Source organism: Streptomyces sp. NWU339 (genome assembly GCF_003143855.1).
Taxonomy (GTDB): domain Bacteria; phylum Actinomycetota; class Actinomycetes; order Streptomycetales; family Streptomycetaceae; genus Streptomyces.
On record NZ_QFRK01000002.1, the window covers coordinates 32,589 to 43,402 of the forward strand.

The window sequence follows — 10,814 nt, forward strand, 5'->3', positions numbered from 1 at the left end:
TTGACCACCGAAGTCCACTTCGCCCGTGGTGGCGAAGGCCGACCGTGTGCTGGACGAGGGCGGTGATGCCGGTGACGCTGCGCCGCTTCGGGGCGGGGGAAATCGGTCGCGCCGCGTGAGGGGATTCGTTAACTTCCGCCTGAGCGCAGTGCGTTGTGTGCGAGAAGCGGCCGCCAAGGGAGCAGGCATGGAGATCGAGGGCGTGCGGACCGACCGGTTGGGGCTGCTGCTCGACCAGTTCGACCAGGCCAGGGAGACGGCCCAGGTGCGGCTGACGGGGCTCGGTGACGAGGAGTACCTGTGGGAGCCGGTGCCCGGTTGCTGGTCGATCCGGCGCCGGAGTGAGGCGGCGACCCCCAGGGCGTTCGGACCGGGCGAGTGGCTGCTCGACAAAGGCGCCCCCGACATCCCCTCGAGCGAGTACGCCGAGGTCGCCCGGCAGGCCGCGGGCGGCATGACCGTCGACAGGATCGCCGACGACTGGAGCGTGAGTGTCGAGCGGGTCGAGCAGGTCCTCACCCACACCGGTACGCCGGAGCCCGACGCATCGCCGGTCACCACCATCGCCTGGCGGCTGGGGCACCTGCACTCCTGCTTCGCGGGCCAATGGGAGTGGACCTTCGGCGAGCGGCGGCGGGAGCCGAACCTGCTGGTCGACTTCACCCCCTCCGCCGCCCTGGCATTGGAGCGGTTCTGGGAGCTGATCGACCGCTGGCGCGCCGACGTCGGCGCCGTCACCGACGAGCAACTCGACACGGTCGGCCTCTCCCGGTACCCGTACAGCAACGACGCCGACCACCCCTTCATCGCCGTGCTGGTGGGGGCCAACCTCGAGTTCATCCACCACATGGCCGAGATCGCGGTACTCCGCGACCTGTGGCGGGCCCGCCCGTCCGACCGGTGAGCCGGAACCGACCATGGCGGCGGAGGACCGGCTCCAGGTAGGACACCTGCGTGCCGCCGAGGCCGGTCAGGTCGGTGTGGGAGCGGACGAGGGCGAGGCGGTCCAGTTCCGGGACGCGGCCGAGGGCGTGTTCGGTGGACGCGAGGGCGGCGAAGCGCTCGTGCAGCCAGGGCACCGGTCGGGGCGGGGCCTGGAACAGGACGCCGACACTGCCGTTCGCGCCCCGGGTGACCTGCCAGGGGGTGAGGTCGTCGGCCGGGGTGTCGGCACCGGTCTCCTCGGCCAGCTCCCGGGCTGCGTGGTGGCGTAGGGCGGCCAGGTCGAGGGACGCGCCGTCCGGCGGGGGCTCGACCGAGCCGCCCGGCAACTGCCAGCGGCCGGGCGCGGTCGTCCAGGACGCCATCCGCCCCACCAGCAGGCGCCCGTCGTCCACCGGCTGCACGACGGCCACGAACAGGGACGGCAGCCGGACGGTCGCGCCGGGCAGCTTGCGCAGGACGTAGAAGCGGTAGGTCGCCCGGACCCAGGTCAGGACGAGGCCGTCACGTGCGTCGTGTTCCAGGCCCATACACCCGGCCACCGGCCCGTCGAACAGGGCCGGGTTGGCCCGGACCGCCGTGTCCCAGGCGTCGTCCATGGCGCGACGGTCCTCCGGCGACAGCTGAGGTGGCAGGGCTTCGACCAGTCGTAACCGGTCAGCGGCGAAGAGGTCCATGTCGGGACCGTATCGGGCCCGGCCGGTACGTTGTGGAAGGGAAACCGCCGGGCGCGAGCCGTCCTGAACGCCACAGAGGAACTCATCGGCCTCCCGGCAGGCGAGTCCCCCGTCTCGCAGCCCCGTCCAGCAGTTGCGCCGCCCACTGTCAGTGGCCGGCCCTAGGATCGCGCCAGATTCATGACCGGGAGGGGTCGGGCGGCCGTGGGCGCCAGTGGGTGGGAGTACGTCGCCGCGTACGAGGGCAGTGTCGAGAAGTCGCTGGAGGCTCTGCACCGGCTGGACGAGTGCCGTATGCGGTGGACGGGCGTGTACGTCCTTCTCCACACCGGTGACCAGCCCGAGCCGGCCCACCTGGGCATCTTCGGATACTCGGGCGACTGAGCCGCCCCGCCGTGACCGACCGCTTCCGCTTCCCTGTTTCAAGCGACCGACCGGAGAACACCGTTGTCCTCGATACATGACTTCACCACCTGGGAGCCGCTGCTGCGGCTCGTGCGGGCGTCCAACACGGAGCGGCTTGCCTCACCGGGTGATTACATAACGGGCTATATCAGCTTCGGCAGTTGGAGCGTGCCGGTGCAAGGGCCGAGCTCCGTGCCGGGGTGGACCGCCCAGGTGGAGGACAGGCGGGCCGAGTTCACCGCCGTGGAGCGTGTGCAGGCCGCCATCAGGGCCGACGGCGCGAACGGTGTCTCGTTCATGGTGGAGACGGCACCGGACGGGAGGACCCTGTTCCACGTCATCGAGTCGGGCCCCGCCGTGGAGCCCGGCTTCATGAGCCCCTACGTGGGTGCGCTGGTTCTGGTCGAGGGCGCCGTCCCCGAACCCTGGCGGCGCCTGCCCGAGGTGGTGCCGGGCGTGGCGCCGGCCCCGTCGGCGGACCCGGCACTGCTGGAGCGCACCCTCCGCGAGCGGCTCCCCGACGCCATCGGTGCCACCGAGCAGGAGATCGCGGCAGCGGAAGCACGCCTCGGCATCCCGCTGCCCGACGAACTCAAGGCGCTCTACCGGGTGACCCGGGCACGGTGGCAGGACCGGGGCGACGACTACGAGGCGGCGGAGCGCGTCGCCGACGCGGTCGGCTGCGAGCTGTTCTCCCTGGACGGGCTGTACATCGCGGACGCCCGGTCCCGCCCCTGCCCCTGGCAGTTCGCCGCCACGGACGCCGTCGTCACCGAGCCGGACGCCGTCGTGCAGGGCCTCGTCGGCTCGCCCGGCTGGATCGTCTTCGGCGACAACGGCGGCGGCGACCGGATCGCCCTCGACCTGACACCCGGGCCGGGCGGACACACCGGGCAGGTCATCGTGATCGACCACGAGCGGAAGATCGGCGCCGGACTGCGCGCCGACTCCCTCACCGCCATGGTGATGAACCGCCCCGACGGCTGGTACCAGGGCCCTGACACGGACGGCCCGCCGGTGGTGGCCCGGGTGAATATCCGGGACCTGGACAGTGTGGAGGCCGCCGCCCACCCCGAGCTGGAAGTGCTCAGCATCGGCGTGTGGCAGGGCGAACCGCTCAGTCTCGCCCCGGTCGTCGGGCTCCCCCGTCTGCGAACCCTCAGCACCTACCCGGGGACGCTCGCCGACCCCCTGGAGATCGCCGGGCTGACCGGTCTGGAGTACCTGGGCCTCGGCCCCGAGGAGTGGCGCGTCCTGCTCGACGCCGGCGCCGTCCCCCGGAGCCTGTCGGCGGCGGCCATCGAGATGCAGGGCGTACGGCACCCGCTTCCGATCCTGGACCTCGCCAACGAGCTTCTCGCCCTCTGGGACCGGCCCCTGATCACCCGGACCGTCCTCGAAGCCGACCTGGACACCGACCGGACGGCCGGGGGCACCCGGTGAGCGACGGCGGAGTGGAGGAGATGGGGGCGGCGCTGCCCGCCTACAAGGTCGAGATCGGTACCGAGCCGCTGGACCGGCCGGCGCGGGACTCGTTGGGCGGGCGGCCTTTCCTCGACGACGACCAGGAGTGGCCGCGCTGCTTCTGCGGCGAACGGATGGCGCTGTTCTTCCAACTGGATCTGCCGGACGACGTCGAGTTCTTTGGCGGAGAACACCTGTCGGTCTTCCACTGCGCGAACCACAACGACGCGTCCGACCCGGTGACGGCCGACGGCCGCCTCGTGCCCGGGTTCTGGGAGGCTCCGCAGCCGCCGTTCCCGGGCTCGTTCTGGCGGGTGCTGCTGCAGCGTGACCCGGGGGTGCCGGAAGCGGAGCCCGAACCGGCCGTGCGCGCCCTGCCCCTGTCCCTGCGGCCCTTCGTGGACACCCCGGAGGGGCCGTTCGGAGCGCATTTCAAGGTGGGTGGTACGGCGTCCTGGGCGCAGTACCCCGAGTACTACCGGTGCGCGTGCGGCGTGGAGATGGCGTTCGTCTGCCAGATACCGGAGGGCTGGGAGTTCGCCGTCCGTCCCGGGGCCCCGGTGCAGCCCTACAGCATCCGGGACGACGCCTACGTCCTGTTCCTCGGCAACGAGGTCTATCTGCTGGCATGCCCGGCGCGATGCGATCCTGCGGCCGTCTTTCCGGTGAACCAGCACTGACGCCGGACTATTTGAGGGACGTGACGAACGACGTCCAGGCCGGGGCCGTGATGGTGAGGACCGGGCCGTGGGGGACCTTGGAGTCACGGACGGGGACGACGCCGGTGTGGGCGCCGCACACTTCGAGGCAGTTGCCGCCGTCACCGTTGCTGTACGTGCTCTTACGCCAGCGGGCGGCGCCGGGGAAGGCCTCGGCGACCTCTACGCAGTCGCCGCCGCTGCCGTTGCTGTAGCTGCTCTTGCGCCAGACGGCCGTGCTCAAGTCAGTTCCGTGGTTTGCCATTTCGGTCATCCTCAGCCGCTTGCTCGATCAGGGCGAGGGACGCCTTCGGAGGCAGTGCGGCGGCCCTGAGCAGATCGTACGACCTGCGGTACTCCTTCACGAGGGCCGGATCGTCGATGGTGTCCCCGCTGTGCAGCGCCTCCGTGTAGACCAGGGGCGGGGCATCGGGGAAGGACATGATCTTTGCTGTGCCCAGCATGAAGGGGTGCGCACCGCAGTTCCACGGAAGGATCTGGGGAACGATCCGGTGCCGTAGGGCCAGTGCCGCGATGTGCTCCAGTTGTTCGGCCGCCTGCTCCGGCGAAAGGATCGGCTGGCGCAGCACGGACTCGGACAGGATTGCCCAGTACACCGGGGTCTTGTGGTTCTCTTCGAAGAGACGGGCGCGCGCCAGCCGGGCCGTGGCCTTCTCCTCCACCTCCTCGTCCGGCGCCAGTGGGTGCGTCGCTCGCACCACGGCCCGCGCGTACGCGTCCGTCTGCAACAACCCCGGCACCAGCGTCGGACACCACTCCTCGATGGTCTCCGCGTGCTTCTCCGCATCCAGCACCCGCTCGAAGTAGCTCGCGTGCCCCCGCCGTTTCGCCCTGCGCACGTCCTCGCAGCGGCGCCGGAAGAAGCCGTCCGTGCCGAGCACTTTGTCGACGTGCTCAGCGAGTTCCGCCGGCATCCGGCGCGTCCCCCGTTCGATCTCGCTGAGGTGGCTCGGGCCGTAGAAGCTGCCCTCGACCAGCTGCTGGAGCGTCAGCCCCGCCTCCTCCCGCTTCCACCGCAACTCGCTGCCGTAGAAGGTCGGAACGCCCGTCGAGCCGTCGATGTCCTTGCGCTGCCCCATCGTCACCGTCCTTGGTGTGCCGTTACCGCCCGCTGCCCGGCGTTCCCCGGCCCGCGCCGACTCCTGGCGGGCATACGTGCAGTTCAGGGCCGGGAGCCCGAACCCCTGTCACGCTACGGAATCCGGCGGCAGAGTGTGAGCGGTTCGTCACACAGCGCACTGGAAGGTGTGAACTCCCCCATGCACGACCACCACCCCACCTCGGCCGACGCCTGCGTCGAGGAACTGCGGGACGCACTCGCCGCGCACGGCATCACGCTCCCGTCCCTCGGCATCGACATCCCGACCTTCGCGGCCCGCTACCCCACCCGGCCGCTGATCGCGCTCGGCAACTGCAACCTCCTCACCGCCCGCGCGCTGACCGCCGCCCTCCGCAAGGGGGACGCGTGATGCGACCACTCGTGACACTGGAACTGCTCGCCACCCCGGCGGCCGTGTCCGGAGTGCGCCGCGCCCTGCGCGACTACGGCACCGACGTCCAGCTCTGCGCGAGTGAACTCGTCACCAACGTGATCCGGCACCTCGGCGAGGACGTCCCCGTCACCGTCCGGGTGTCCTGCGACGACGGCCGTACGCGGCTGGAGGTCACCGACCCCGACCCGTGCGCCCTGCCCGTCCTGCGCGAGGCGGTCACCGCCGACGAGTCCGGCCGGGGGCTCGCCATGCTCGACGCGCTGGCGCTGCGGCGGGGCGTGACGCAGGGGCCCGGCAGCAAGACCGTGTGGTGCGAGCTGGCGGCACGGTCGCCAGAAAAGGCCCACCGTTGCAGCCGGAACTCCGGGGAGAGGCTGCCGGATGCCGGGATTGTCCGCCGGGGTGATCAAGGGGCGGGCGCTGTTGTACAGTCCGCGCCCCCCGTCGTGACGTAAGGAAAAGGTCCATGCGAACTCGTCCCGGACGCACCGCCGCGCTCGCCCTCCCGGTCGCCCTCACGCTGGCCGCGTGCGGCGCGGCGGCGGAGGAGCAGGCCGGGGCAGGGAGCCCCGACGTGACGGTGCTGTCGTCTCCGGCGGCCGAGCCGTCCGCACCGCCCGAGACCGCGGAGGACTTCCTCGGCCTCGCCGAGAAGGCGATGGCCGAAGAGCCTGCCTGGAGCTTCTCCGTGACGGGCGAGGAGGGGCTGACGCTCCAGGGCCAGAAGAGCGCGGCGACCTACGAGGGCAGCCTCCGGCGTGCCGCAGGGCGGGCGTCACTGCACTCGCAGGGCGTCAGCACCAGCAGCAAGGGCACGAAGAAGACCGAGGAGCTCTACGTCGTCGGTGACGCGGGTTATCTGAAGGAGGGTTCGGACGGCTGGAAGGCCGTGTCTCCCGTCGACCCCGAGATGCGGAACAAGGTCGAGGACCCGATCGCGGTCGTCGACGAGTTCCGGATGTACGCGCAGGCTGCCGACGGCGAGGTGAAGGTGACCGAGACGGACGGCGGCGACACGGTCGAGCTCCGTGTCGTGAGCGGCGAGCAGAAGCTGAGTGCCGTCCAGGACCGGGCGTGGGCGAAGAAGGCCAAGCGCGAGTTCGACCCGACGGCCGAGCAGCTCCGCGCGGCGGGCGTCCCGGTCGAGGACGGGCAGTTGACGCTCTCCGGGCTGGAGGAGGTCCTGGTCCTGGACGCGACGTCGTACCGGATCGAGAGCCACCGTCTCGACTTCGGCTTTCTGATCCCGTACAACGGCCAGGACATCACGTTCGAGCAGAAGGTCAGCGAGGCGAACCAGGGCCCGTACCAGGGGAAGATCGAGCTTCCGGCGGACGTGCGCTGACGCGGAGTTCCCTGCCCGCACCCGAGTGGTGGGCGGCCGGGTGCGGGCGCTACGGGGTCAGGGGCAAGGACGGCACCGACGTGCCGGCTGTGACCGGGGGGCGTCAGGCGGCGGCACGCCGGCCTCGTCCGTGCAGGGTCAGGTAGAAGGTGCGCAACGACTCCTGTGAGCTGCCCGCCGCGAAGCAGTTGCGGACCTTGCCGAGGGGGTTCCACACCCGTCCGTCCGGCATCCGTACGCCGATCGGCTGCCCGAAGTAGGCCTGCTGGTCGGCGTCGAAGTCGACCCACTGCGCGTCCGCACGGCGGACCAGCACCTCACCGACGTAGGCCCCGATCCCTAACAGCGCACCGCTCACCCGTGCCTCTTCCGCGCCGTCCTTGCGCAGCCCGTCGACCAGGAAATCGACGAGGCGGAGACTGGCCACGGAGTAGTCCAGCGGGAGCCGCTTGCGGGCGGTGACGCGACTGACAAAGGCCCCCGCGTATGTCCGCATGTCCTCCGCACACGGCATTCGATCGCTCACATCACTCACAGGACCGCTCCCCCTCCACTCGATTCGGGGAGAGCTCCCGCCCGTCCCCCATCAGATCAAGCGGATCCGGCCTTGGAGGCATCACGGGTCACGGACGTGCGGAATCCCACATGAGGTCCTGCGGAAACCGGTACAACCTTTTCACTCGCCATGCGTCGTCAGGGGCATGTCACACTCATGCAGTCACTCCAGCCTGGGCTCGGATGCCAAGACCCCCGCTTACTGTCCGGGCCCGAGTGAAGGGAAACGCCTGCGTGCACGCCATGTCCGCGATCGCCTTGCGTGGTTCGCCGGCCACTTCACCACAAAGGTGATCACCGGTTTCCAACCCTTCACGAGTCAGGGTCCGTCGACAGATCGACGGACCCTGACGTGTTTCGTCTAAGTGATCATCACTCGATGATCACTCCGCAGATGGGGAGACCGTCGTCTCCGGGCCGTGCCACCAGCAGGCGGACGCCCGCCTGCGGGCACACGAGTTCCGCCTCCTCGGACAGCACGGTGATGCCGGACTCCGACAGTTGCGTGCGTATCTCACCAGCGGGTACGCCGATGAGCTCCCTTCCCTCCAGGAGGACTTGAGCCGGGCGCTCGACCGCGATGCGGCTGACGAAACCTTGGACGTCGTAGCCGACCTCGACGCCCTCCTCCCAGAAGCTGTCCGCCCGGCTGGGCCCGAAGGGCGGCCGCCAGGTGGCGCCACTGCCCATGCGCGCGCGTACCTCGGCCATCGGCTCGCCGAGCCGGACGAGCGGGATGCCGACGCCGGGTGTGACCGCATGGACGCGCTTGGGCTCCTGTGCCGGGGTGGAGGAGAAGAGTTCGATCTCCGGGTTCCAGGCGGCCGAAGCATGGACGGTCACGCTGTGGACCGGAGCATCGGCGTCGGTCGAGCCGCCGCAGTCGAGAACGAGGCCGAGGCCGGAAGCCCAGGATCCGTCGTCGGCGACGAACTCCGAGCCGAGGTCCGCCAGCGTGGAGAGCACCCGCGACACAGGCCCGCCCAGCAGGGCGACACCGTGGAACCCGGCCTGTGCCGGGGCGGTGACCACGATCGACCCCAGGAGGTCCTGATCGTCGAAGCTCAGGATCAACCCCAGGTCGTCGTACTGGTCATCGAGCTCGGCCGACGTCGCCGACCGTCGGAAGGGCGCCGGGACACCCAACCGCTTCCGGAGACCGCCACGGGGCTCCCCGAAGGCCAGGCCGGCGACTCCTTTTCCCGGCTCGATTTCGTAGGGTCCCGGACCGGCTCCCATGCCGGCCTGACGGTTCGGCGCAGTCGGCGTGGTCGACGGCGACGATGTCGCCGTCGCTGCTTCCCGGGACTTCATCCGTTTCACCCGTTCTTCCGAACTGCCGCAGCACCGCCTCGTCTTCCACCGTCCGCAGTCGGGGGACGGCCTCGGACCTGACACGAGGCCGTTTCCCTTTTCCCTGCCGGGTGCAACCGGTTACGGAACCGTCGACGGCACCAGACGGTGGACCTTCGCTGCGCAACGCGGGGCAAGCGCCACTTCCGCGCTGTCGACACGGACCTCGCCCCCTCCGGGATCGAACACGAACATGCACTCCGCAGTCGCCTCGTCTTCGGGACCGGCCGCGTCCATGACGGCGCTGCTCCCCTTGCATTCCAGCACGGGCCCTTTACACCACACGGCGGAATCGAGGTCGAACTCCGAGGCGTGCCTTCGGGGCTCTTCCTCGGAGGGGGAGCGAATCCACTGAACGACGAGCGACCGTGACTCCATGATCGTGGTGCGAAGCGGTTCGTCGTCGAGAACCACGACGTTTCTTCCCAGTAGCGCGTAATACTCGGAGTGTCCCGCGTCCGCCGCTTCGATGACCAGGTCGCCGTCACCGCGGTGGCCCGTCTACGCGTGAAGCCGTGAGACCGGTGTCAGGAGAAAGGAGCCACCCTCCGTCTCCGGTCACCGGCACCCTCACTCTTCGGTCATTGCCTCAGAAGATGCCTTCTCCGATGCTCGTACGGCCCCCCGAACGGGTGCCTGTGCCCGGGCGCAGGACGTGCGCAGCTCCGTCAGGGCGGCCCAGGCCGAGTCGGGAGCGAACAGCGTCGTCGACGCGTTCCGCCCGGGGGCGAACAGTACGTAGTGTCTTGCGAGGTAGGACAGGTCGCCCCACGGCTCCCGGGTGTGCGCTCGTGCGAGGACCTGGCCGCAGCGCGTACAGGCGATCCACGGAACGACCAGGAGATCGGTCAGCGCCGTGTCGGTCCCGACGGAGGACCCGGGCAACGGGGTGGTGTCGGCATGCTCGATCAACCTCGGTCCGGCGTCCTCCTGGCAATCGGCGAGGCATCGGCCGAGACGGGGAGCGAGCGCTGTCCACACGCCCCAGACCTCGGCAGCCACGGCGATCTCGGCCCGCACGGTCTCGCTGATCGGCACCCGATGGTCCAGAAGGCCGGCGACGAGCCGGTCGAGTCCGGCTTCCTGCTCCCCGGTGTTCCAGCAGGCCACAAATCCCGCGGCGTCGGCGGGTGGCAGGAGCGCGGCGAACCGACGCCACCGGGTCGTTTCATCGATCACGCGGCCGAGGCTATCGGGCGCCGCCGCCCGTCGGGCCGTGCTTGCACGGCAAGGCGTTCGGACCGCCGGGCCGTATCACCATCCGGCTACAACGCCAGGCCACCAGTTGAACTTACTGCTCTCCCCTACTTCGGTGTCCACTTCGCACGCCAGGTCGTAGAAGCGCTCCAAACTGTCATACAGTTGATCCGGATCATCCATTTTTTTCAGGGTTCTCCTTGCCAAACACCACCGCCAAGACGTTTCAACGAATTTGCGCGTCGTTGAGTTCACGCAGGAAACCGTTTGATCATCCGAGTGCGGGAAGGCGACCACCACTCCTTCCCCTTGCAGCACACCGATCGATCTCCCCCAGTACTCACCGAGTCGAAAGGCATTACCGGCCGCGGACCGAATCTCTGGCGCCGAAGCTTTCTGGACGTCACCCACAAGTTGCACCCCGTGCCGCCCTCCCTGAGGCTCCATCACCGGGATCCCGAACTCGCGCAGCGCAGTCGCATCTTCCATGGACAGTCCCCATGAGGCGAGATCCAGTGGCGGATACGATGCACCGAAGTCGGAGCGAGGTAGGGCCCTGAGCGGCAACTCAATGATTTCATCGAACTCCGCCTGTAGTTCAAAATTCTTCACGATGGGCTCCAGATGATCGGCGAGTGGAAAAGGAAACTTGGCCGGCCACCCT

At 69.6% G+C, this 10,814-nt stretch carries 15 protein-coding genes; 7 read left to right on the forward strand and 8 right to left on the reverse strand.

The window, feature by feature from the left end:
• The first annotated feature begins 187 nt into the window (after positions 1-187).
• Positions 188-904 carry a DinB family protein gene (locus DIZ27_RS03110; RefSeq protein WP_109376713.1) on the forward strand — a complete coding sequence of 239 codons (717 nt, stop codon included), beginning with the start codon at positions 188-190 and terminating at the stop codon, positions 902-904.
• Here the strand turns inward: DIZ27_RS03110 and DIZ27_RS03115 are convergent.
• A complete protein-coding gene (locus DIZ27_RS03115; protein WP_109376714.1) occupies positions 837-1,619 on the reverse strand; it encodes an NUDIX hydrolase in 783 nt (260 codons plus the stop codon). The two genes, DIZ27_RS03110 and DIZ27_RS03115, sit on opposite strands and share 68 nt — an antisense overlap.
• 180 nt (positions 1,620-1,799) lie before the next feature.
• Here DIZ27_RS03115 and DIZ27_RS03120 point away from each other — a divergent pair, with 180 nt between their 5' ends.
• The 3 genes from DIZ27_RS03120 to DIZ27_RS03130 all read left to right on the forward strand — a co-directional run bounded on the left by DIZ27_RS03120 (position 1,800) and on the right by DIZ27_RS03130 (position 4,168).
• Positions 1,800-2,003 carry a hypothetical protein gene (locus tag DIZ27_RS03120; protein WP_258308208.1) on the forward strand — a complete coding sequence of 68 codons (204 nt, stop codon included), beginning with the start codon at positions 1,800-1,802 and terminating at the stop codon, positions 2,001-2,003.
• Positions 2,004-2,066: 63 nt separating this feature from the next.
• Positions 2,067-3,467, forward strand: a complete 1,401-nt coding sequence (locus DIZ27_RS03125; RefSeq protein ID WP_109376716.1) for an SMI1/KNR4 family protein — start codon at positions 2,067-2,069, stop codon at positions 3,465-3,467.
• Positions 3,464-4,168 carry a hypothetical protein gene (locus tag DIZ27_RS03130; RefSeq protein WP_258308209.1) on the forward strand — a complete coding sequence of 235 codons (705 nt, stop codon included), beginning with the start codon at positions 3,464-3,466 and terminating at the stop codon, positions 4,166-4,168. The genes DIZ27_RS03125 and DIZ27_RS03130 overlap by 4 nt, the downstream gene beginning before the upstream one ends.
• Positions 4,169-4,175: 7 nt before the next feature.
• On the opposite strand, the gene DIZ27_RS03135 is transcribed toward DIZ27_RS03130, so the two are convergent.
• Positions 4,176-4,451, reverse strand: a complete 276-nt coding sequence (locus DIZ27_RS03135) for a DUF397 domain-containing protein (protein ID WP_109376717.1) — start codon at positions 4,449-4,451, stop codon at positions 4,176-4,178.
• Positions 4,432-5,286: a helix-turn-helix transcriptional regulator gene (locus DIZ27_RS03140; RefSeq protein ID WP_109376718.1), complete on the reverse strand. Its 855-nt coding sequence runs from the start codon at positions 5,284-5,286 to the stop codon at positions 4,432-4,434. Before DIZ27_RS03140 ends, DIZ27_RS03135 begins: the two co-directional genes overlap by 20 nt.
• Before the next feature lie 180 nt (positions 5,287-5,466).
• Here DIZ27_RS03140 and DIZ27_RS03145 point away from each other — a divergent pair, with 180 nt between their 5' ends.
• From DIZ27_RS03145 to DIZ27_RS03155, 3 genes are read left to right on the forward strand one after another with little or no spacing between them, the layout of a single operon-like run.
• Positions 5,467-5,676 (forward strand): hypothetical protein, encoded by a 210-nt coding sequence (locus DIZ27_RS03145; protein ID WP_109376719.1) that lies wholly within the window; start codon positions 5,467-5,469, stop codon positions 5,674-5,676.
• Complete coding sequence (locus DIZ27_RS03150) at positions 5,676-6,155, forward strand: ATP-binding protein (RefSeq protein WP_109376720.1); 480 nt, start codon at positions 5,676-5,678, stop codon at positions 6,153-6,155. The genes DIZ27_RS03145 and DIZ27_RS03150 overlap by 1 nt, the downstream gene beginning before the upstream one ends.
• An 11-nt stretch (positions 6,156-6,166) precedes the next feature.
• Positions 6,167-7,045 carry a hypothetical protein gene (locus DIZ27_RS03155; RefSeq protein WP_109376721.1) on the forward strand — a complete coding sequence of 293 codons (879 nt, stop codon included), beginning with the start codon at positions 6,167-6,169 and terminating at the stop codon, positions 7,043-7,045.
• Positions 7,046-7,148: 103 nt separating this feature from the next.
• Here the strand turns inward: DIZ27_RS03155 and DIZ27_RS03160 are convergent, their stop codons facing one another.
• The 5 genes from DIZ27_RS03160 to DIZ27_RS03180 form a co-directional block, all read right to left on the reverse strand.
• Positions 7,149-7,541, reverse strand: a complete 393-nt coding sequence (locus DIZ27_RS03160; RefSeq protein ID WP_109377002.1) for a hypothetical protein — start codon at positions 7,539-7,541, stop codon at positions 7,149-7,151.
• Between the two features lie 431 nt (positions 7,542-7,972).
• The gene (locus DIZ27_RS03165) at positions 7,973-8,746 is read right to left on the reverse strand and encodes a hypothetical protein (RefSeq protein ID WP_146228898.1); all 774 of its coding nucleotides are present in this window, start codon (positions 8,744-8,746) and stop codon (positions 7,973-7,975) included.
• Between the two features lie 288 nt (positions 8,747-9,034).
• The gene (locus tag DIZ27_RS03170; protein WP_109376723.1) at positions 9,035-9,367 is read right to left on the reverse strand and encodes a hypothetical protein; all 333 of its coding nucleotides are present in this window, start codon (positions 9,365-9,367) and stop codon (positions 9,035-9,037) included.
• Between the two features lie 156 nt (positions 9,368-9,523).
• The gene (locus tag DIZ27_RS03175; protein WP_146228899.1) at positions 9,524-10,132 is read right to left on the reverse strand and encodes a hypothetical protein; all 609 of its coding nucleotides are present in this window, start codon (positions 10,130-10,132) and stop codon (positions 9,524-9,526) included.
• A 75-nt stretch (positions 10,133-10,207) separates the two neighbouring features.
• On the reverse strand, positions 10,208-10,762 hold the full coding sequence (locus DIZ27_RS03180; RefSeq protein ID WP_109376725.1) for an SUKH-4 family immunity protein: 555 nt from the start codon (positions 10,760-10,762) through the stop codon (positions 10,208-10,210).
• Between the last annotated feature and the right edge of the window lie 52 nt (positions 10,763-10,814).

Coding starts and splice junctions, on each gene's coding strand:
- DIZ27_RS03145 (WP_109376719.1), top strand. CDS start 5,467: ATGCACGACCACCACCCCACCTCGGCCGACGCCTGCGTCGAGGAACTG.
- DIZ27_RS03160 (WP_109377002.1), bottom strand. CDS start 7,541: ATGCGGACATACGCGGGGGCCTTTGTCAGTCGCGTCACCGCCCGCAAG.
- DIZ27_RS03115 (WP_109376714.1), bottom strand. CDS start 1,619: ATGGACCTCTTCGCCGCTGACCGGTTACGACTGGTCGAAGCCCTGCCA.
- DIZ27_RS03140 (WP_109376718.1), bottom strand. CDS start 5,286: ATGGGGCAGCGCAAGGACATCGACGGCTCGACGGGCGTTCCGACCTTC.
- DIZ27_RS03155 (WP_109376721.1), top strand. CDS start 6,167: ATGCGAACTCGTCCCGGACGCACCGCCGCGCTCGCCCTCCCGGTCGCC.
- DIZ27_RS03120 (WP_258308208.1), top strand. CDS start 1,800: ATGACCGGGAGGGGTCGGGCGGCCGTGGGCGCCAGTGGGTGGGAGTAC.
- DIZ27_RS03150 (WP_109376720.1), top strand. CDS start 5,676: ATGCGACCACTCGTGACACTGGAACTGCTCGCCACCCCGGCGGCCGTG.
- DIZ27_RS03110 (WP_109376713.1), top strand. CDS start 188: ATGGAGATCGAGGGCGTGCGGACCGACCGGTTGGGGCTGCTGCTCGAC.
- DIZ27_RS03135 (WP_109376717.1), bottom strand. CDS start 4,451: ATGGCAAACCACGGAACTGACTTGAGCACGGCCGTCTGGCGCAAGAGC.